17 protein-coding genes are annotated in these 20,136 nt (G+C 64.5%); 5 read left to right on the plus strand and 12 right to left on the minus strand.

Features of this window, described 5'->3' with window-relative positions:
* The first annotated feature begins 5 nt into the window (after positions 1–5).
* Positions 6–686, plus strand: a complete 681-nt coding sequence (locus XH91_RS24980; RefSeq protein ID WP_128953049.1) for a GntR family transcriptional regulator — start codon at positions 6–8, stop codon at positions 684–686.
* 159 nt (positions 687–845) lie between these two features.
* Positions 846–1,523: a nitroreductase gene (locus XH91_RS24985; RefSeq protein WP_128954984.1), complete on the plus strand. Its 678-nt coding sequence runs from the start codon at positions 846–848 to the stop codon at positions 1,521–1,523.
* Positions 1,524–1,548: 25 nt separating this feature from the next.
* On the opposite strand, the gene XH91_RS24990 is transcribed toward XH91_RS24985, so the two are convergent.
* Together XH91_RS24990 and XH91_RS24995 are read right to left on the minus strand one after the other, a co-directional pair.
* On the minus strand, positions 1,549–1,962 hold the full coding sequence (locus tag XH91_RS24990) for a hypothetical protein (protein WP_128953050.1): 414 nt from the start codon (positions 1,960–1,962) through the stop codon (positions 1,549–1,551).
* 226 nt (positions 1,963–2,188) lie between these two features.
* Positions 2,189–3,013, minus strand: a complete 825-nt coding sequence (locus XH91_RS24995; protein ID WP_128953051.1) for an NAD-dependent epimerase/dehydratase family protein — start codon at positions 3,011–3,013, stop codon at positions 2,189–2,191.
* An 89-nt stretch (positions 3,014–3,102) separates the two neighbouring features.
* On the opposite strand from XH91_RS24995, the gene XH91_RS25000 reads away from it, so the two are divergent.
* Positions 3,103–4,080, plus strand: a complete 978-nt coding sequence (locus XH91_RS25000) for an SMP-30/gluconolactonase/LRE family protein (protein WP_128953052.1) — start codon at positions 3,103–3,105, stop codon at positions 4,078–4,080.
* Between the two features lie 160 nt (positions 4,081–4,240).
* On the opposite strand, the gene XH91_RS25005 is transcribed toward XH91_RS25000, so the two are convergent.
* On the minus strand, positions 4,241–5,671 hold the full coding sequence (locus tag XH91_RS25005) for an aldehyde dehydrogenase family protein (protein ID WP_128953053.1): 1,431 nt from the start codon (positions 5,669–5,671) through the stop codon (positions 4,241–4,243).
* A gap of 299 nt (positions 5,672–5,970) precedes the next feature.
* Positions 5,971–8,334 (minus strand): transketolase, encoded by a 2,364-nt coding sequence (locus XH91_RS25010; RefSeq protein WP_128953054.1) that lies wholly within the window; start codon positions 8,332–8,334, stop codon positions 5,971–5,973.
* Between the two features lie 131 nt (positions 8,335–8,465).
* On the opposite strand from XH91_RS25010, the gene XH91_RS25015 reads away from it, so the two are divergent.
* Positions 8,466–8,927, plus strand: coding sequence for an Lrp/AsnC family transcriptional regulator (locus tag XH91_RS25015; RefSeq protein WP_128953055.1), 462 nt, complete (start codon positions 8,466–8,468; stop codon positions 8,925–8,927).
* A gap of 79 nt (positions 8,928–9,006) precedes the next feature.
* Positions 9,007–9,927, plus strand: coding sequence for a polyphosphate kinase 2 (gene ppk2, locus XH91_RS25020; protein ID WP_128953056.1), 921 nt, complete (start codon positions 9,007–9,009; stop codon positions 9,925–9,927).
* 106 nt (positions 9,928–10,033) lie between these two features.
* On the opposite strand, the gene XH91_RS39475 is transcribed toward ppk2, so the two are convergent.
* The 8 genes from XH91_RS39475 to XH91_RS25055 form a co-directional block, all read right to left on the minus strand.
* Positions 10,034–10,246 (minus strand): hypothetical protein, encoded by a 213-nt coding sequence (locus XH91_RS39475; RefSeq protein WP_245477191.1) that lies wholly within the window; start codon positions 10,244–10,246, stop codon positions 10,034–10,036.
* Positions 10,231–11,112: an alcohol dehydrogenase catalytic domain-containing protein gene (locus XH91_RS25025; protein ID WP_245477192.1), complete on the minus strand. Its 882-nt coding sequence runs from the start codon at positions 11,110–11,112 to the stop codon at positions 10,231–10,233. The genes XH91_RS39475 and XH91_RS25025 overlap by 16 nt, the downstream gene beginning before the upstream one ends.
* 60 nt (positions 11,113–11,172) lie before the next feature.
* Positions 11,173–12,114, minus strand: coding sequence for a DMT family transporter (locus XH91_RS25030; protein WP_164933786.1), 942 nt, complete (start codon positions 12,112–12,114; stop codon positions 11,173–11,175).
* Positions 12,115–12,301: 187 nt separating this feature from the next.
* Entirely contained in the window at positions 12,302–13,141 is an 840-nt protein-coding gene (locus XH91_RS25035) for an aldo/keto reductase (protein WP_128953058.1), read from the minus strand.
* A gap of 321 nt (positions 13,142–13,462) precedes the next feature.
* Entirely contained in the window at positions 13,463–15,397 is a 1,935-nt protein-coding gene (locus XH91_RS25040) for a methyl-accepting chemotaxis protein (protein ID WP_164933787.1), read from the minus strand.
* A 188-nt stretch (positions 15,398–15,585) separates the two neighbouring features.
* Positions 15,586–18,291, minus strand: a complete 2,706-nt coding sequence (locus tag XH91_RS25045; protein ID WP_128953060.1) for a nitrate reductase — start codon at positions 18,289–18,291, stop codon at positions 15,586–15,588.
* Positions 18,292–18,306: 15 nt separating this feature from the next.
* The gene (locus tag XH91_RS25050) at positions 18,307–19,524 is read right to left on the minus strand and encodes an NAD(P)/FAD-dependent oxidoreductase (RefSeq protein WP_128953061.1); all 1,218 of its coding nucleotides are present in this window, start codon (positions 19,522–19,524) and stop codon (positions 18,307–18,309) included.
* 10 nt (positions 19,525–19,534) lie between these two features.
* Entirely contained in the window at positions 19,535–19,963 is a 429-nt protein-coding gene (locus tag XH91_RS25055; RefSeq protein WP_128953062.1) for a globin family protein, read from the minus strand.
* Between the last annotated feature and the right edge of the window lie 173 nt (positions 19,964–20,136).

The following is a 20,136-nucleotide window of genomic DNA, read 5'->3' on the forward strand; positions in this document are numbered from 1 at the left end:
AGGGTATGTCCGACATTCGCACCGCAGATGCCATGCCCGTCAGGCGCGACGATCCTGACGACGTGGTCGCGCGGCTGGAGGAAGACATCATCTTCGGCCGCCTCGGGCCGGGCGCACGGCTGACCGAGGACGCGCTGATGTCTCGATACGGCACCTCGCGCCACTTCGTGCGGCAGGCGCTGGTCGATGCGGAGCGCCGCGGCATCGTCCGCCGGGAGAAGAATGTCGGCGCGACCGTGCGGTTCTATTCGGCCGAGGAAGTCCGGCAGATCTACGAAGTCCGGGAGATGCTGACGCGACAGGCCGCGCTGATGATTCCCCTGCCCGCGCCGCAGGCCCTGATCGACGAACTGACCGCGCTCCAACGCGACTATTGCGCGAGGGCGGATGGGCGCGACCTGCGCGGCATCCACGAAGCCAATGACGCCTTCCACGTCGCGTTGTTCACCGCCTGCGGCAATCCGTACCTGGTGCGCTCACTCCAGGACTACATGAACCTGACGCTGCCGATGCGCGCGAAAAACCTCGCCGACCGCGAGGGGCTGGCGCAGTCGCGCCGCCAGCACGAGCTGATGATCGAGCTGTTGAGGGGCCGCGACAGCTGGGCGCTGGCGCAACTGTGTGTGGATCACATGCAGTTCAGCAAGGAGGATTATCTGGCGCGGATTGCGGTTGAGGGTCGCTAGCGATCGAGCTCGCCGGGCCAGAACGTGTCCTCGCAAATCCGGTACTTGCGCGAAGCTGGCCACGGGAAAAGACCTAGCTTTTGCGCCTCGGAAAGCTATGGACACGATCAACGCCGTGAGGGACAACGCGCCCTGATGCCAATTTCAGGATGCCGCAACATGGAATTTGACGACGTCATTCTCGGCCGGCGAAGCATTCGCGGTTACAAGCCGGACCCTGTCCCGGCGGAATTGATCAAGGAAATCCTGGGGCTGGCGATGCGCGCGCCATCGTCGATGAATACCCAGCCGTGGAATTTCTATGTGATCACCGGTGCACCGCTGGATCGCATCCGGAGGGGCAATACCGAGCGCAATCTGGCGGGTGTGCCGCACTCGCGCGAGTTTCGAACCGGCCAGGCGTTCGAGGGCGTGCATCGCGAACGCCAGATTGGCGTTGCCAAGCAATTGTTCAGCGCCATGGGAATTGCGCGGGATGACAAGCAGCAGCGGCAGGACTGGGTGCTGCGCGGCTTTCGCCAGTTCGACGCGCCCGTGTGCGTGATCATCACCTACGATCGCGAATTGGCTTCCAGCGACGATACCGCCTTCGACTGCGGCGCCGTGGCAACCGCGCTCGTCAACGCGGCCTGGTCGCGGGGGCTTGGCGCCGTGATCAACAGCCAGGGCATCATGCAATCCCCCGTCGTACGCGAGCATGCCGGGATCGCGGATGATCAGGTGATCATGAAAAGCATCGCGCTCGGCTGGCCGGATCACAGCTTTCCTGCCAATGCCGTCATATCCGAACGCAAGTCGGTCGATGAAGCGACGACATTCGTGGGATTTGGAGCCTAGGAGCAGCTAGCTCATCGGAGCCCGTTCAGTAGCGCTTCAGCAGGCCACGATCCACACTGGCATCGCCATACTCGGTGCAGGCCCCTTTTGGATCCCTGTCCAAATCGGCGAGGACGCGCTTGATCGTCTTGCTGGCCGCTTCGAACACCTCGGGGCGGAACTTGCCGGGATCGTAGCTCTCACCATCGTGAGCCTTGATCGCCGCCGAGAAGGCGTCGATCATGGCCATCGCCGCCTTGGGGCTGCCGAGCAGCCGGGCGCCGAGCTGAACGCCACCCGCGCCGTCAGCCTCGAAGCCGATACATCGTTGCCCCACCACGGCGGCTGCGGTGACGAGCTGATCGAGGAATGTCGCCTCGGCATCGCTGAGTGGTGCGGTACGCGCCGGTGCTGTCGCGATCAGCGCGAGCGGTACGACGACGGACCATTTGAATTTCATTGTCATGACTCTCGAATTGCGATCGCACAAATCGAGAGCCAGACGATATCAGGGGCGGTGTTGACCTAGATCAATGGGGCGTCGCGAGTCGTCTGCCCGCTGGCGAGCCCTGCTGCATCAACGCGTCATTGCGAGCGTAGCGAAGCAATCCAGATTCTTTCCGCGGGAGGATTCTGGATTGCTTCGCTGCGCTCGCAATGACATGTGGTGAGCCGTTGAGCACGCGTTACCGCTTATTCCAGTCGATGATACGGCTCGCATCGCCGTCGAATTCGTTGCTGCAGAAGGCGCCGCCCTGGAAGTGGTCGCCGATCGGATCGGGCTTCAGCTTGGCCTGCTCGGCCATCGCGTGCGCGACGTGATCCTCGGAGCGGCCGATGGGGCGATAGCCGAATTCGTAGGCGCGGTGGTTGTCCCACCAGGCACGCTCGTTCAGCGACACGCCATAGAAGATCTCGAAATGAATGTCGGGATGCTCGAGCCCGATCCGGCAGAGCTGCACCAGGTCTTCCGGCATCAGCCACATCGCAATGCGGCGGTGGTCGAGCGGCTTCTCATCGCAATTGCCGATGCGGATGCAGGTGACCTTCAGCCCGTGCTTGTCGGCGTAGAGCGCGCCGACCGCTTCGCCGAACACCTTGCTGACGCCGTAGCGTCCGTCGGGACGAACGGTGACGTCGGTGTCGATCCGGCGATGGCGCGGGTAGAAGCCGACGGCGTGGTTGGACGAGGCGAACACCACGCGCTTGACGCCCTTGCGATAGGCGGCCTCGAACAGATTGTAGCCGCCGATGATGTTGGCCTGGAGAATGTCGTTCCAGGGACCTTCCACCGAATAGCCGCCGAAATGGATGATGCCGTCGACGCCCTCGCAGATGGCCTCGCATTGCGCGAGGTCCGACAGGTCCGCCGCCTTGAACTGCTCGTTCGGCGCGAGATCCTTGGGCGGCCGGATATCGGAGAGCAGGAGGTCCGGATAGATCGGCGGCAGCAATTTGCGCAGGCGCGTTCCGATCCCGCCCGAAGCTCCCGTCATCAAGATGCGCGACATGTCTTTCCTCGTCTTTGGCGACCGATTTGCGGTCACGTGTCTCTAATGATAGCTGGTTTGTCCAGAGGGAACGAAACGAGAGAACCGACATGAATGAGGCATCGTCCCACACCCAGGAGCGGCCAGGCTGGCGGCCGGCGAGCTATTATCCGGATCCGGCGATCCGTGCGCTCGATCCCCGCTTCGAAAAGTACTGGCTGAAATTGTCCGCCGTCGAGCGGCTGGCGACCGGCCTGCGCTGGGCCGAGGGCCCGGTCTGGTTCGGCGACGGGCGATATCTCTTGTGCAGCGACATTCCGAACCAGCGCATCATCAAGTGGGAGGAAGAGACCGGCGCAGTCTCGAACTTCCGAAAACCGTCGAATTTCGCCAATGGAAACACCAGGGATCGCCAGGGCCGTCTGGTGACCTGCGAGCACGGCGGCCGTCGCGTGACCCGCACCGAGCATGACGGCGAGATCACCGTGCTGATGGATCAATTCAACGGCAAGCGGTTGAACTCGCCGAACGATGTCGTTGTTAAATCGGACGGCTCGATCTGGTTCACCGATCCGATCTTCGGCATCCTTGGCAATTACGAGGGCTACAAGTCCGAGCCCGAGATCGACATGAACGTCTACAGGCTCGATCCCGTCACCCGCACAGCCGCCGTCGTCGCCGAGGGTGTGCTCGGGCCGAACGGGCTCGCCTTCTCGCCGGACGAGAAAATCCTCTACCTCATCGAATCCCGCGGCGTGCCGACCCGCAAAATTCTCGCCTATGACGTCTCGCCTTCCGGTGACAAGCTTTCGAACAAGCGCGTCTTCGTCGATGCCGGCCCCGGCACGCCGGACGGTTTCCGCGTCGACATCGACGGCAATCTCTGGTGCGGCTGGGGCATGGGCGATCCCGAGCTCGACGGCGTCGTGGTGTTCGCACCCGACGGCGTCATGATCGGGCGTATCGCATTGCCAGAACGATGTGCCAATCTCTGCTTCGGCGGCGTCAAGCGCAACCGCCTGTTCATGGCGGCAAGCCAGTCGATCTACGCGTTGTATGTGAATACGCAGGGGGCGGTGGGGGGATAGGCGCTCCACCGTCATTGCGAGGAGCCCTCGCGACGAAGCAATCCAGGCTGCACCCGCGGAAAGATTCTGGATTGCTTCGCTTCGCTCGCAATGACGGAGCAAAACAAAAAACGCCGGAGCAGTTTCCGCTCCGGCGTCCTGTTCGTTCAACCGCTAAAACTTACGCCGCGTTGAAGCCGGCGACGGCCTTCACTTCGAGGAAATCCTCGAGACCGTACTTGCCCCACTCGCGGCCGTTGCCGGACTGCTTGTAGCCGCCGAACGGCGCGGTGCGGTCGTTGGGCACGCCCTGCAGGTTGACGTTGCCGGCGCGGATCTGGCGGCCGACCCGCTTGGCGTCCTCCACCGAAGCACCGGTGACGTAGCCCGCGAGGCCGTAGGGCGTGTCGTTGGCGATCTGCACCGCCTCGGACTCGTCCTTGGCGCCGATGATGGTCAGCACCGGTCCGAAGATTTCTTCGCGCGCAATCGTCATGTCGGGGGTGACGTCGGCGAAGATGGTCGGGCGGACATAGAAGCCCTTGTTGACGCCTTCGGGCAGGCCCGGACCGCCGGCGACGAGCGTCGCGCCCTCGTCGATGCCCTTCTTGATCAGGCCCTGGATCTTGTCCCACTGGCCGCGGTTGACGACCGGACCGATGGTGGTGCCATCGGCGCGCGGATCGCCCGCCTTGGTCTTGTCGGCGACGGCCTTCGCGATCGCGGCGACTTCCTTCATCTTGGACAGCGGCACGATCATGCGCGAGGGCGCGTTGCAGGACTGGCCGGAGTTGTTGAACATGTGCATCACGCCGCCGGTCACCGCCTTGGTGAGGTCGGCACCTTCCAGGATGACGTTCGGCGACTTGCCGCCGAGCTCCTGGCTGACGCGCTTCACGGTGGGAGCTGCGCGCTTGGCCACGTCGATGCCGGCGCGGGTCGAGCCGGTGAAGGAGATCATGTCGATGTCGGGGTGCTCGCTCATGGCCGCGCCGACCTCGGGGCCGAGGCCGTTGACGAGGTTGAACACGCCCTTCGGCACGCCGGCTTCATGAAGGATTTCCGCAAAGATCAACGCCGAGGTCGGCGTGAACTCCGACGGCTTCAAAATCATGGTGCAGCCGGCGGCGAGCGCGGGCGCGACCTTGCAGGCGATCTGGTTGAGCGGCCAGTTCCAGGGCGTGATCATGCCGACCACGCCGATCGGCTCGCGCAGCACCATGGCGGTGCCGACGGGCTCCTCGAAATGATAGTTCTTGAGCACGTCGAGCGTGGTCATGAGATGGCCAAGGCCCGCGCCAGCCTGCAGCTTCTCGGCCATCGGCAGCGGCGCGCCCATCTCGTCGGAGACCGCGGCGCCGATCTCCTTGATGCGGGTCTTGTAGACCTCGATCACTTTGCTGAGCAGCGCGACGCGCTCCTCGCGGCTGGTCTGGGAGAAGGTCGCGAAGGCGCGCTTGGCGGCGGCGACCGCCTTGTCGACATCGGCCTTGGAGCCCAGCGCAACCTCATACATCGCCTCTTCCGTCGCGGGATTGACGACCGGAGTGGACTTCTTGACGGCGGGATCGACCCAGGCGCCGTCGATGTAGAATTGCATGCGATTGACCATCGTTAACCTCTTCTTGGGGGCTTGGGGGGCGTTTCGGCAGGCATCCTTGCACGAAAGCGCCGGCAATTGAACCCGCCATATGCGGGGCCAGCGTTGCGGCGGACGCGCGGAATATGGGACGCGACAGGGAGCGAAGCAAGCGGCTCTGGGTCCCGGCTCGGCGTCGCGACATTTCATGTCGCGCCTTGTCCGGGACACGAAATTGGAACGAGTACAAACACTCGCGTGCCCCGGACGCAGCGCAGCACTTCTTCAGTGATGCGCTGCTGAGCCGGGGCCCATGCCGCCGGTTACGTCGACTACACCGCCATCTTCCGATGCAGCACCGGCGCGCCGGTGGTGAGGCTTTCCGCCGCATCGATGATGGCGTTGGCGTCGATGCCGTAGTGGCGATAGAGGTCGGCGATGGTGCCGGTCTGGCCGAACTGCTCGACGCCGAGCGCCTCGACGCGATGGCCGCGGACACTGCCGAGCCAGCCCAGCGCGGCAGGATGGCCGTCGATCACGGTCACGATGCCGCAGTTGCGCGGCAGCGGCGCCAGCAATTGTTCGATATGGCTGAGATGCTGCACGCCGCGCCGGTCGCGGCGCAATTTCCGCGCGGCGGTCCAGCCTGCGTGGAGGCGGTCGGCCGAAGTGATCGCGAGCAGGCCGATGTCGCGCCTGTCCTCACCGATGAAGCCGGTGGCTTCGATCGCTTCCGGCGCGACCGCGCCGGTATAGGCGATCACGAGCTCGGCATTGGGTCCCGGCTTGCGCAGCCAATAGGCGCCGTCGGTGATGCCTTGCTGCAACTCCGGCGTCATGATGCGCTGGGCCTGCTCGATGCTGCGCGTCGACAGGCGCAAATACACCGAACCGCCCTCACCCGGATCGCGCTGCATGTGCTGGAAACCCCAGCCCATGATGACCGCGAGTTCGTCGACGAAAGCAGGCTCGAACGAGGCAAGGCCGTCCTGCGCCATGCCGATCAGGGGCGTTGCGATCGACTGGTGCGCGCCGCCCTCAGGCGCCAGCGTGATGCCTGATGGCGTCGCCGCCACCATGAAGCGCGCATCCTGGTAGCAGGCATAGTTGAGCGCATCGAGGCCGCGCTCGATGAAGGGATCGTAGAGCGTGCCGACCGGCAGCAGCCGCGCGCCGTTGATCTGATGCGACAGGCCGAGCGCCGAGAGCATGATGAACAGGTTCATCTCGGCGATGCCGAGCTCGAGATGCTGGCCCTTGGGCGAGGCATCCCAATTGTAGGTCGAGGGAATTTTCTCGCTGCGGAATAAGTCGGCCTTCGCGGCATTGGCGAACAGGCCGCGCCGGTTCACCCACGGGCCGAGATTGGTCGAGACGGTGACGTCGGGCGAGGTGGTGACGATGCGCTTGGCGAGTTCGCTGTCGCCGCGCGCGATCTCGTTCAGCACGAGGCCAAAGCCCTGCTGTGTGGACATCTGCGGCGACGGCTTGAACGTAAACTGGGCGGGCACCTCGACCACGGGCGCTGTCAGCCGGCGGCCATCCGTGTTGAACGGCACGCGCGCGAGGAAGGCATCGAGCTCGGCGGCGCTCTGCGTCAGGCCTTCATACTTGTCCCATTCGTGGCCGGGGCGGATGTTCTGGCTCTCGCGGTATTTCTCCATCTGCGCGACGGTCATCAAGCCGGCGTGGTTGTCCTTGTGGCCCTGGAACGGCAGGCCGACGCCCTTGATGGTGTAGGCGATGAAGCAGACCGGGCGGTCGTGGTCGACGGACTCGAACGCCTCGACCATGCTCGCCATGTCGTGGCCGCCGAGGTTAGACATCAGCGCCAAGAGCTCCTCGTCGCTGCGCTTGTCGATCAGCTCGGTGATCGGGCCCTGGTCTCCGATCTCGTCATGCAGATGCTTGCGGAAGGCGGCGCCGCCCTGAAAGCACAGCGCCGCATAGAGCGCGTTCGGGCAATTGTCGATCCAACCCTTCAGCGCCTCGCCACCGGGTTCGGCAAAGGCCTCGCGCATCAGGCGGCCGTACTTCACGATGACCACGTCCCAGCCGAAATTGCGGAACATGGTTTCGAACTTTTCCCACAGACCTTCGCGCACGACGGCGTCGAGCGACTGCCTGTTGTAGTCGACGACCCACCAGGTGTTGCGCAGGCCGTGCTTCCAGCCTTCTGCCAGGGCCTCGAAAATATTGCCCTCGTCCATCTCGGCATCGCCGACGAGGGCAATCATCCGACCTTCGCGGCGATCCTTCATCCAGCCATGCGCCTTGACGTAATCCTGCACCAGCGAGGCGAACAGCGTCTGCGCGACGCCGAGGCCGACCGAGCCGGTGGAGAAATCGACATCGTCGACATCCTTGGTGCGCGAGGGATAGGACTGCGCGCCCTTGAAGCCGCGGAAGTTTTCCAGCTTCTCGCAGCTTTGCCGGCCGAACAGATATTGGATGGCGTGGAACACCGGGCTCGCATGCGGTTTCACCGCGACGCGATCTTCCGGGCGCAGCACATGGAAATACAGCGCCGACATGATGGTGGCGAGCGAGGCGGACGAAGCCTGATGGCCGCCGACCTTCAGCCCATCCGAGTTGGAGCGGACATGGTTGGCGTGATGGATCGTCCATGACGACAGCCACAGCGCCTTGCGGGCCAGTGCAGTCAGGGTTTCGAGACGCGCGGAATCGACGGGCATGGCGATGCTCCGGAAAATAAGCCGGATCATACGCCTGCCGGCGGCGCCAGATTTCTCAATTTTTCGCGTCATACCCGTCGATATTGGGATACTATACCAATAACCCGCCATTATCTGCAGGTTTTGTTCCAATGCCCGAGCTCGACGCCATCGACCGCAAGATCCTCAGCCATCTCCAGAACGACAGCCGCCTGACCATGCAGGAACTCGCCGACAAGGTCGGGCTCTCGGTCTCGCCCTGCCATCGCAGGGTCAAGCTCTTGGAGGAGCGCGGCGTGATCTCACGCTACATCGCGACCGTGGACCAGAAGGCGCTGGGTCTGCATGTCAGCGTGTTCATCTCGATCAAGCTGGCGCGCCAGAAGGAGGAGGACCTCAACCGCTTCGCCCGCGCCATCTCCAAATGGGACGAGGTGCTGGAGTGCTATCTGATGACCGGCAACCGCGACTATCTCCTGCGCGTCGTCGCGGCCGACCTCGCCTCCTACGAGACGTTCCTGAAGACCAAGCTGACCCGGCTCGACGGCATCGCCTCGATCGAATCGAGCTTTGCGCTGAGCCAGGTGAAATATTCGATCGCGCTGCCGGTGTGACGGCCGCGTCTGTCATATGCGCGCAATAAACCCCGCCGATGGTCCCGAGCGACAGATAATTCTGCCGTGAGAAGGACCCATGACTGCATCCGACCGCACCTCCCAGACCGCCAAGCGCGAGCGCATCATCCAGGAGATGGCCGACGATCTGGACGAGGAGCTGGAAATGGAGCTTGACGACAGCAGGCTCGACGAGCTCTTGGACGAGACCGACGTGCTCAACCCGACGGTCGACCGCAAGGTCTATTTCCGGGAGCTGCTCCGCCTCCAGGGCGAGTTGGTCAAGCTCCAGGACTGGGTGCAGATGGAAAAGAAGAAGGTCGTGGTGCTGTTCGAGGGCCGCGACTCCGCCGGCAAGGGCGGCGTCATCAAGCGCATCACCCAGCGCCTCAATCCCCGCATCTGCCGCGTCGCGGCGCTTCCCGCCCCGAGCGAGCGCGAGCGGACGCAATGGTATTTCCAACGCTACGTCTCCCACCTGCCGGCCGGCGGCGAGATCGTGCTGTTCGACCGCAGCTGGTACAATCGCGCCGGCGTCGAGCGCGTGATGGGCTTCTGCACCGAGGAGCAGTACCAGGAGTTCTTCCAATCGGTGCCGGAATTCGAACGGATGCTGATCCGCTCTGGAACCATCCTGATCAAATATTGGTTTTCCATCACGGATGACGAGCAGCAATTCCGCTTCACAATGCGGATCAAGGATCCGCTCAAGCAGTGGAAGCTGAGCCCGATGGATGTCGAGGCGCGCAGCCGCTGGGAGGCCTACACCAAGGCCAAGGAGACCATGCTGGAGCACACGCATCTGCCTGACAGTCCGTGGTGGATCGTCGATGCCGTCGACAAGAAGCGCGCGCGCCTCAACTGCATCTCGCATCTGCTCAGCCAGATCCCCTATCAGGACGTCGCGCATGTGCCGGTGATGCTGCCGGCGCGCGTGCGCAACCCCGACTATCACCGCGGCCCGATTCCGGCGGAGATGTACGTGCCTGCGAAGTATTGATCGCGGTTTCGTAGGGTGGAGTTGCTCGGCGTAACCCACCTCTTCTGCCTCCGCGAAGATCAACAGCGGTGGATTACGCCTTCGGCTAATCCACCCTACGTTCCCCTCATCGCCACGGCTGCACGATGATCTTGGTGTGCGCCTCGGGGTTGGCGAGATCGGCGAAGGCCTTGGCGACGCCGTCGATGCCGACTTCCGCCGTCACCATGGCCGCAGCATCCACCTGCCCTTCCGCGATCAGGCGGAGCGAGGCCGCAAACTCCTCCGGCGTGTAGCCGAGCACGTACTGGACGTTGAGCTCCTTCATGATGCCGAGCATGGGCTCGCTTCTGTCGCTCTCCATGCAGACGCCGACCACGACGATCTTGGCATCGCGCGGGGCGCCCTCGAACACCTGCTGCAGCAGGCCGGGCACGCCGACGCATCGAAGATGACAGCGGGCTTCAGCGCCGGCAGCATGGCCTGGAACGGCGGCCGCGCCGCCTTCTCCGCCTCCGACATCTGCGCGTGCTCGGCCCAGCTCGTGTAGGGCTGCGACACCTTGGGATCGACGACGACGTCGGCACCGAGCTGAGCTGCGAGCGCGCGGCGCGCCGGCGAATAGTCGGCGGCGACGATCGGGTGCAGGCCCTTGATCTTCAGGGCCGCGATCACGGCCAGCCCGACCGGGCCGCAGCCGATCACCAGCGGCACCTCGCCGCCTTGGATATTTGCCTTCGCCACCGCGTGAACGCCGACCGCGAGCGGCTCGGTGAGCGCGGCATGTTCCGGAGCAAGGCCGTTCGGCACCTCGAGCAACAGCGGCTCGCTGAGCAGCATCTGCTCTGCATAGCCTCCGACAAGCTCGTTGGAATAGCCGATGCCCTTGATGCCTTCAGGCGTCAGCAGCGCCGGTAGCGAACACACATGCGTGCCGGGCTTGAGCTTGCGCATCGTGCCGGGGCCGTAGTCGAGGATCTCGCAGCAGAACTCGTGACCGAACACGACATCGCGCGACAGGTCCATCGGCGTGCGGCCGGTCTTCTTGGCCATCTCCACCATCCGCGGCGCGTGCTGGCGCGCGTGCAGGTCGGAGCCGCAGATGCCGCAGGCGAGCGTCTTGACCAACACCTGGCCGGGGCCGGGCTTCGGCTCGGCCATCTGACCAACGACAATCTCACCGTTCCTGAAAATCGCGGCGCGCATCCGGCTCCTCCCACTTCGCTGAAGCCGTTGATAGCACGTATCAGGACGCGCGAACTTGCGTCAGGGGTTCGGCGACCGCGCTGCCTGCACCAAAACCTGGGCGCGGCGGACGCGCTCGCGATGGGCGATGTAGAGCCCGCTGGCGACGATGAAGGCCGCTCCCGTAACGGTCCAGACATCGGGCAGCTCGCCGAAGACGAAGAAGCCCAAGATGCTGACCCACAGCAATTGCGTGTAGGAGAACGGCGCCAGCACCGAGGCATCACCATAGCGATAGGCCAGCACGATGATCCACTGCCCGACGGTGGAGGCCAGGCCGATCACGATGCCGAGCCCGATGCCCGTCCAGGTCGGTGTGACCCAGACGAACGGTACCATGACGGTGAGGATCGCAACGCCCGTGAGCGCCGAATAGGCCATCGTGGTGAGAACGGCCTCACGCCCGCTCATCAGGCGCGTCATGATCAGCGCGGCGGCCCAGCAGAATGCCGAGATGATCGGGAAGAACGCGGCCACGTGAAACGCGGCCGAGCCCGGACGAATGATGATCATCACGCCGAACAGGCCGATCGCGGTCGCGATCCAGCGGCGCATGCCGACCTTCTCGCTGAGGAAGATGATCGAGAGCGCGGTGACGAACAACGGCGAGACGAAGCCGGTGGCAGAGGCTTCCGCGATGGGAAGGAAGCGCAAGCCGGTGATGAAGAAGAGCGAGGAGCCGAGCAGCGCCGTGCCGCGCATGATCTGCAGGCCCAGCCGTTCGGTCCGCATCGCATGCAGCGGCGAGCCCGGCAGCATCACCGGCAGGAACATCAGCGCGAAGGTGACGAAGCGAATCCAGGTGATCTCGATCGACGGCAGGCTCGATGACAAATATTTCGAAGTGACGTCGGAGCAGCCGAGGAAGATCGTCGACAGCAGCACCAGCGCGATACCCTTGAAGGGATGGTCGACGCGCGCAGGCGCGCGGCGAGCCTCCTGCTTCTTCTCTGGCAAGGGCATGGGAACACTGTCGAGCCTTGCGGCTGCGGCGGGCGGCGGTGTCACTGGTCGACCTGGGAAAAATGCGAATCGAGACGGGCTATAAAAAACGACAAATGCGCCGCGTTCACAACTTCCGAAAACAGGAGGCCGATATGCGCTGACGTCCACGCGCGTCAACGCCCCGTTAATATTGCGCGTTTGTGCGCTACAGCATGGGCAGGCTGCGCGGCTTCGGGCCGCGCGGAAACGCCGCATCCAATGCCGAAATCTCCTCTTTCGTCAGCGCGAGATCGCCCGCCGCCGCATTTTCGCCGGCATGTTCCGCCGATGACGCCTTCGGGATCGCGAACACCGTAGTCGCACGGGTGAGGAAGCTCAATGCGACCTGACGCGGTGTCGCACGACGCGCCTCTGCAATGCGCGCCAGCACGGCGCCGCCCTTGCTGCGCGCATCCGGAAAATCATCGTGCCCGAACGGCGAATAGGCAACGACGGCGACACCGTGCCGCTCGCACCACGGGATCACCGCGTGCTCGATCGCGCGTTCCCCGAGATGATAGAGCACCTGATTGCAGGCGATCCTGCCTTCGCCCGAGACCTCGATAATCTCGTCGAGATCGTCGGCGTCGAAATTGGAGACGCCCCAGGATTTGATCTTGCCGGCCTCTACCAGTTCCTCGAACGCGGCCACGGTGTCCTCGAGGTCATACGAGCCGCGCCAGTGCAACAGATAGCAATCGAGACGATCGGTCTTCAGCCGCTTCAGCGAGCGCTCACAGGCCGTGATGGTGCCGCGGCGTGAAGCATTGCTCGGCAGCACCTTCGAAACCAGGAACACGTCGTCACGACGACCCGCAATCGCATCGGCGATGACGAGCTCGGCATCGCCATACATCTCCGCAGTGTCGATATGGGTCATGCCGAGATCGAGCCCGCGCTGAAGCGCCGCGATCGCGCGCTTGCGATCACCATGGTCGAGATACCAGGTGCCCTGCCCGATGACGGAGACGTTGGCGCCTGACTTGCCGAAGGATTTTGTCTTCATGTTTGTCTCCAAACTCCGCTGCCCGCGGCGGCGCCTCCGGGAACATGATTGATTGTGAATGTCGAGAGGCAGCGCGCGACACCATAGGGCACTATCGCGGCGGCGTCGATTATGTGGATTCATGCCTGCGTTGGAGTGTGTTACCGGCTCGCACCACTCTCGTGTCCCGGACGCGCTGCAACGCATCAGCGTTGCTGCGCAGAGCCGGGACCCAGAGAGGCCAAACACTCCGCGGTTATATCGCCCCGGCTCTGCAGCGCACCACTTCGTGATGCGCAGCGTCCGGGGCACGCGACCGTCCTTGAGTTGCGCAGCCCCAACTCAAGCCGCGCGGACCGTCGCAAGGAACTGCTCGACTTCGCTGCCAAGCCGTTTGCTCTCGTCGAGTAGCGCGAGCGCCGCGCCATGCACCTGGCCGGCGGCGGCGCCGGTTTCGGAGGCACCGCGCCTGACGTTCTCGACACTGGTCGAGACTTCGGAGGCGCCTTGCGCGGCCTGCTGAACGTCGCGGGCGATGGCCTGCGCGGCGGCGCCCTGTTGTTGGACTGCGGCGGCGATCGAGGAGGCGATGTCGGCCATGGATTCGATGGTGCCGCCGATCTGCTTGATGGAGTCGACCGACTGCCGCGTGGCCGATTGAATCTGCGCGACCTGGCGGCCGATCTCGTCGGTCGCTTTCGCGGTCTGGCTGGCGAGCGCCTTCACCTCGGAGGCGACGACCGCAAAGCCGCGGCCCGCCTCGCCGGCGCGCGCCGCCTCGATCGTCGCGTTCAGCGCCAGCAGATTGGTCTGCCCCGCCACCGCCGAGATCATCCGCACGACCTCGTCGATGCGGTCCGCCGTCTGCGAGAGCGCATCGATCTGGCTGTTGGTCCGGTTGGCTTGCTCGACGGCTGCAAGTGCAACCTCGTGCGACTGCGCGACCCTGCGGCCGACTTCGCCGACTGACGTGACCAACTCCTGGCATGCGGCAGCCGCCGACTGAACGCTGGCCGAGGATTGCCCCGAGGCGGCAGCAACCGTCGTGGACAACGCGTTGGTCGCCTCCGCCGTACCGGACAATCCGTTCGAGGCCAGCTCGATTTCGGAGGACGCGGAGGTGACGGCATTGACGATATTGCCGACGGCGTCCTCGAAACGGTCGGCGATCTCGAGCATGCCCTGCCTACGCTGGACTTCCGCATCGCGCTTGGCCTGCTCGCGCGCTTCGGACAATTGCCGGTTCTCGAGCAGCTTGTGATGGAAGACGGAGAGCGAGGACGAGATCTTGCCGATCTCGTCCTGGCGATCGATCCGCTCGATCGGACGATCGAGATCGCCATCAGCAAGCTGCTCCATCGCCTTGACCATGCGGGTCAGCGGCGCCGTGAGCCTGCGTCCAAACCAGAACGCAATCGCGATCATCACGGCAACGGTGATGCCGATGGACCAGACCACATAGCGCTGCACGACCACAAGCTCGTCCCTGACGGCATCGAGCCGTGCGCCAGCCGCGTTTCGGACGACCTCGAGATTTGGCCGCAGCCGGTCGTAGATCTGTGCCAGATCCTCCGCCTCGTCGTTCAGCGTGCTCTGGCCGGCCGAGAAGGCGAGGAAGCTGCTCTTGTAAATGTCGATCAGCTTCCTGATCTCGGCCTTGGCGTCATCGGGCAGATCGGCCTTCGCAAGCTCGGGCAGAAATTCGCCGACGCGCTTGACGAGCTCGTCGCTGTATTTGTCCTCGCCGCGCAGCATGAAATCCTTCTCATGCCGCCGCATCATCAGCATCAGGACGGCGAGCCTCGGCTTGTCGAACGCCTTGAGCTTGCTCTCGACCGAATGCACGGCCGCGCGGAGCTTGCCCTGCAAGCCGTCATTCTCGTTGAAGCCGACGAGCTTCTGGGCCGCGACGACGTTGGAGAAGCGGGTGGCATAGCTGCTGATGACAGGTCGAAACGACAGCGCCTTGCGCAGCGGATCGCCTTCGGGCAGTGCACCCGCGATCTCCTCGACTTCCGTCAAATGGGCGGTCGCGGCTCGCAGCGTCTCCTCATGCGCCGCCACCTTCTTGTCGTTGGGTTTCTGAAGAAAGCCGGTCGCGATCTCACGGCCCTGCAGCAGGCTCTCGGACAGGCGGGCCGTCTCTGATTCAAGCTTCGCGAAGCGATCGGCGACGGCGCGGCTCCGGTCCTCGATCTGCCGGCCGGCAAGATAGATCATGCCGACCACGACCACGCCGGTGACACCGAGCAAAAGGACCTGCGTGCGCAGGCCCAAACGAAATTTGCTCGCGCTTGAGCTCAAGCGACGCAACCGAAGTTTGCTCGACATGCGTTCCCGACCCTTTAACAGTATCAATTCGTAAAAATTAATGCACGTTAGCGGGAATTGCTTAAAATTCTTGCAACTGTCGGCCGGGGCCGATGCGGCGCGCCTACCCAAAATGGGCCCCCGGGGAAGACGACCTACCTGGCCGCGCCGACCCGCTTTGTCTCTTGCGCCGCGACCACCTCCGTCGTCGCGATCAGGCGCTTCAGCTCGGGGATGCAGGAGCCGCAATTGGTGCCAGCCTTCAGCTTGGTACCTATCTCGGCAGCCGTGCGGGCACCGCTCGCGATGGTGTCGCAGATGGTGCCGCGGCCGACGCCGAAGCAGGCGCAGACAACAGGGCCGGTCGAAGCTGAGCCTTCGCTGGATTTACCCGACAGCAGCATGCGGCGCTGATCGTCGGTGACGCGATCGGCCGCGAACAGGCTCTTCACCACCTCCCAGTCGCCGGCATCGTGTGCGGGCCCGACGAACAGGCAGGTCTCGATACGGTCGCCGGAAAACGAAGCCGCGCGGAAAACGCCACCGCCGAAATCGCGGTACTCGGCCACGTCCTCGCCGGCGACGCGCTCGAGCCAGGTCGGCCAGCGCGACAGATCCGCGTTGTCGGCGAAGAGATAGCCAAAGCCGCCGCTGACCGTGACGCGTGTCCACAGCAGGTTGGGCGGCAGATTGAACTGTTTTCGCGACAGCGCAAAACCGCGGAAGACGAATTCATACGGCGCGATCGCTGCCGGCGTCGCCTTCGATTCCGGCTGGCCGGAGAACGGATCGGTGAAGGAGTGCACCAGCGCCCCGACGCGCCCATGCGAGGCGTTCATCGCACTCCAATGGATCGGCGCGAACAGGGTGCCGCGCTGCTGCCGATCGCTGACGACGGCCTTCAGGATGCACTGACCGTAGTCGGTGGTGATGCGGGCATAGCCGTCGTGAGCAATGCCGTATTTGCCGGCATCGTCGGGATGGATCTCGACGAAGGGCTCGGGCAGATGCGCGCCCAGCCGCTGGCTGAGGCCGGTACGCGTCATGGTGTGCCACTGGTCGCGAATGCGCCCGGTATTGAGCCTCAGGGGACGGGACGGGCCGGTCTCGGCTCGCAGTGACGGCACTTCCGGCGCGACGAAGCGACCCTTGCCGTCATTGGTGAAGAAGCCACCTTCCGCGAAGAAGCGCTCTCCCGGTTCTGCGCCTGCGCGCGCCGGCCACTGCACCGGCGTCAAGGCGTCGAAATCCTCGTCGGACAGCGACGTCAGGGCGCCGATGTCGAAATCGCGGCTGCCATTGTTCTCGAAGGCCGAGAGCGCGGCGTGCTCGCGGAAAATATCGGCGGCGGATTTGTAATTGAAGCTGTCGCCGAAGCCGAGACGCTTGGCGGTCTCGCTGAGAATCCACCAGTCCGGCCGCGCTTCACCCGGCGCCGGCAGGAACGAACGCTGGCGCGAGATGCGGCGCTCGGAATTGGTCACCGTGCCCGACTTCTCGCCCCACGCCAGCGCCGGCAGCAGCACATGCGGGCCGGCCTCGACCGTGTCGTTGCTGAGCACGTTCTCGGACACCACGAACAGCTCGAGCTTCTTCAGCGCTTCACGCACGAAATCCGCATCGGGCAGCGACACCGCGGGATTGGTGCCCATCACCCACAGCGCCTTGACCTCGCCGCGGTTGATCGCCTCGAACAGCTGCACCGCCTTCAGCCCCTCATGGGTGGCGATGCGCGGCGCCCTCCAGAACCGCCTGACGCGGTCGATATCCGGGGGTGTGAAGCCCATGTGTGCGGCAAGCATGTTGGCGAGCCCGCCGACCTCGCGGCCGCCCATCGCATTCGGCTGGCCGGTGAGCGAGAACGGCGACGCGCCGGGCTTGCCGATGCGGCCCGTGGCGAGATGACAGTTCAGGATCGCGTTGACCTTGTCGGTGCCCTGCGCCGACTGGTTGACGCCCTGGGAGTACAGCGTCACGACGCGGGGCGTCTCGCGGAACATCCTGAAGAAGGTGGCGACGTCCTGCTCGGAGAGGCCGGTCGCAAGCGCAGTCGCGGTGACGCTGCCGGCGATGTTGCGCGCACGCGCCAGCGCGTCGTCGAAGCCCGAGGTGTTACGCGCGACATAGTCCAGATCCAGCGCGCCATTGTCGGCGAGATGCACGAACAGGCCGGAGAACAGCGCGGTGTCGGTGCCCGGCTTGAGGCCAAGGAACAAATCGACGTCGCTTGCGGTATCGGTGCGGCGCGGATCGATCACGATCATCCGCGCGCCGCGCTCGGCGCGGTTCTTCAGCATGCGCTGGAACAGCACCGGATGGCACCAGGCGGCGTTCGAGCCGACGAAAACCAAGAGATCCGCCTGGTCGAGATCCTCATAGCAGCCCGGCACGGTGTCGGCACCGAAGGCGCGGCGGTGGCCGGCGACCGAGGACGACATGCAGAGCCGCGAATTGGTGTCGACATTGGCGGTGCCGACAAAGCCCTTCATCAGCTTGTTGGCGACGTAATAATCCTCGGTGAGGAGCTGACCGGACAGATAGAATGCGACTGCGTCCGCGCCGTCGCGTGCGACGATGTGCTTCATGCGATGCGCGACATGATCGAGCGCGTCACTCCAGGCCACGCGCTCCAGCACGCCCTTGCAGCGGATCATCGGATAGAGCAGCCGGCCCTCCAGCCCGACGGTCTCACCGAGTGCGGAGCCCTTCGAGCACAGCCGGCCGAAATTGGCGGGATGGTCCGGGTCGCCCGCGATCGCTGCGCCGCCCGCGCCATCGGGCGTTGCGAGCACGCCGCAGCCGACGCCGCAATAGGGACAGGTCGTCTTGGTGGTGCGAAGCGTGGGATCGATCGCCGTCATATCAAGCCGCCTCCATCACGCAGCTTTGGAAGGAAGCGCGAGCGCGCGGCCGAACATCATGTCGGCCCGGATGGCAGCAATCTTCTCGCGGGTGCGGATCAATTCGAGATACCAGAGCGCGTCGGCGGTCTCGCCGATCAGCACGGCGCCGGTAAGGCATCCGTCTGAAATGACGAGCTTCTTGTAGGTCCCGCGGCGGCGGTCCGACAGCACGAGGCTCTCGCTGCCCTCACCGCCCATGAAGTCGCCGGCCGAGAACACGCTGACGCCGGACACTTTCAGATTGGTCGAGACCACGCTGCCCTGGTAGGCGGCGGGGCGGCCACCGAGATGCCTGGCCAGCACCCGCGCCTGCTCATAAGCAGGCTCGACCAGGCCATAGCAGGTGCCGCGATGTTCGGCGCATTCGCCGAGCGCGTAGATGTCGGGAGACGCCGTCTGCATCACGTCGTTGACGACGATGCCGCGGTTGACCGCGATGCCGGCATCTTTGGCGAGCGCAATGTTGGGCCGGATGCCGGCGGCGAATATCACGGCGTCCGCTTCGATGCGGCTGCCGTCGGCCAGCTCCACGGCTTCGACGTGGTGCTCGCCGTGGATGCGGGCGGTGGAGGCGTTGAGCATGATGCGAATGCCCTTGCGCTCGACCAGCGTCTTGAGCAAATCGGCGGCCGGACCATCGAGCTGACGCTCCATCAGCCGGTCCATCAGATGCAGCAGGGTGACGGGCGCGCCGGCCTTGGCCAGGCCATAGGCTGCCTCCAGCCCGAGGAGCCCGCCGCCGACCACGACGACGCGCTTCTTCGCTGCCGCCAGCGTCAGAAGCAGATCGACGTCGCGGGTGTCGCGGAAGGTGTGCACGCCGGCGAGATCGGCACCTGCTACGTTGAGCCGCAGCGGCGTCGAGCCGGTGGCGAGCACGAGCTTGGAGTATTCCATGCTCTCTTCGCCCGCGATCTTGAGCTCGCGGCGGCCGGTGTCGATCTCGGTGACGCGATAGCCATAGCGCACGGTGACGCCGCGATGGCGCCACCAGTCCGCCGGCCGGAGCTCGATCTCGTGCGAGCCGGTCTCGCCGGCCAGCACGGATGAGAGCAGCACTCTGTTGTAAGCGAGCCGCGGCTCCTCGCCGATCACAGCGACCGCATAACGGCCGAGTGCGGTCTTGGCGAGCTCGTCGACCAGACGCGCGGCTGCCATACCGTTACCGACGATGACGAGCGGTTCACTCACGAGACATCTCCTATTCGGCGGCCTGCGCCTGTGGGCCGTAGGCCTCGGAAATCATGTAGCCGGACAAGACGCCGTAAGCGTCGGTCCAGGCGGTTGCGAGTTCGGGCGTCCAGGCCTCGCCGAGGCCCTTCTCGAGGGTCCACAGCAAGGTCGCGCCGACCACGGGGTAGTGCTCGGCCTTGGCGCCGTAGCCGACGTGACGCTTGGCGAGCGCCGATGCCGCGGGAAGAATCGTCTCGAGATTGGACAGGCCGCCGACGACGGCGGCGAGCATGCCCATCAGCTTCTTGCGCTGCTCGGTCATGTCTTCGGGAAACATCGCGCGCACGGACGGAGCGACCTCGAACAAGCGATCGTAGAACAGCTGCGAGGCTGCTTCTGAAATCGGTGCGACCTTGGAAAAGCTCTGCTGCACGAGGGCGATCTGCTGTGGCGTCATGATGGTCTCCTGTCTGTTTCGGTCTGCCTTTGTCCGCCTCGTTGCGGAAAAAGTTCATGGGTCAAACGTCATCAGAGCGGCTTCTCCCCGCGTACGGGGAGAAGCGTGTTTCGTACCAGGCTCTAGTCCTTGAGCATGATCTCGTCGGAAAACCGCTTCACACTTTTCCGGAT

Origin of the sequence: Bradyrhizobium guangzhouense, from assembly GCF_004114955.1 — a bacterium.
Lineage (GTDB): Bacteria > Pseudomonadota > Alphaproteobacteria > Rhizobiales > Xanthobacteraceae > Bradyrhizobium > Bradyrhizobium guangzhouense.

Coding starts and splice junctions, on each gene's coding strand:
- XH91_RS25005 (WP_128953053.1), bottom strand. CDS start 5,671: ATGGTCAATCGCATGCAATTCTACATCGACGGCGCCTGGGTCGATCCC.
- XH91_RS25025 (WP_245477192.1), bottom strand. CDS start 11,112: ATGCGCGCCGCGATTTTCAGGAACGGTGAGATTGTCGTTGGTCAGATG.
- XH91_RS24995 (WP_128953051.1), bottom strand. CDS start 3,013: ATGTCGCGCATCTTGATGACGGGAGCTTCGGGCGGGATCGGAACGCGC.
- XH91_RS39475 (WP_245477191.1), bottom strand. CDS start 10,246: ATGCTCGGCATCATGAAGGAGCTCAACGTCCAGTACGTGCTCGGCTAC.
- XH91_RS25010 (WP_128953054.1), bottom strand. CDS start 8,334: ATGCCCGTCGATTCCGCGCGTCTCGAAACCCTGACTGCACTGGCCCGC.
- XH91_RS25045 (WP_128953060.1), bottom strand. CDS start 18,291: ATGACGGCGATCGATCCCACGCTTCGCACCACCAAGACGACCTGTCCC.
- XH91_RS24980 (WP_128953049.1), top strand. CDS start 6: ATGTCCGACATTCGCACCGCAGATGCCATGCCCGTCAGGCGCGACGAT.
- XH91_RS25035 (WP_128953058.1), bottom strand. CDS start 13,141: ATGAAGACAAAATCCTTCGGCAAGTCAGGCGCCAACGTCTCCGTCATC.
- XH91_RS24985 (WP_128954984.1), top strand. CDS start 846: ATGGAATTTGACGACGTCATTCTCGGCCGGCGAAGCATTCGCGGTTAC.
- ppk2 (WP_128953056.1), top strand. CDS start 9,007: ATGACTGCATCCGACCGCACCTCCCAGACCGCCAAGCGCGAGCGCATC.
- XH91_RS24990 (WP_128953050.1), bottom strand. CDS start 1,962: ATGAAATTCAAATGGTCCGTCGTCGTACCGCTCGCGCTGATCGCGACA.
- XH91_RS25000 (WP_128953052.1), top strand. CDS start 3,103: ATGAATGAGGCATCGTCCCACACCCAGGAGCGGCCAGGCTGGCGGCCG.
- XH91_RS25055 (WP_128953062.1), bottom strand. CDS start 19,963: ATGACGCCACAGCAGATCGCCCTCGTGCAGCAGAGCTTTTCCAAGGTC.
- XH91_RS25030 (WP_164933786.1), bottom strand. CDS start 12,114: ATGCCCTTGCCAGAGAAGAAGCAGGAGGCTCGCCGCGCGCCTGCGCGC.
- XH91_RS25015 (WP_128953055.1), top strand. CDS start 8,466: ATGCCCGAGCTCGACGCCATCGACCGCAAGATCCTCAGCCATCTCCAG.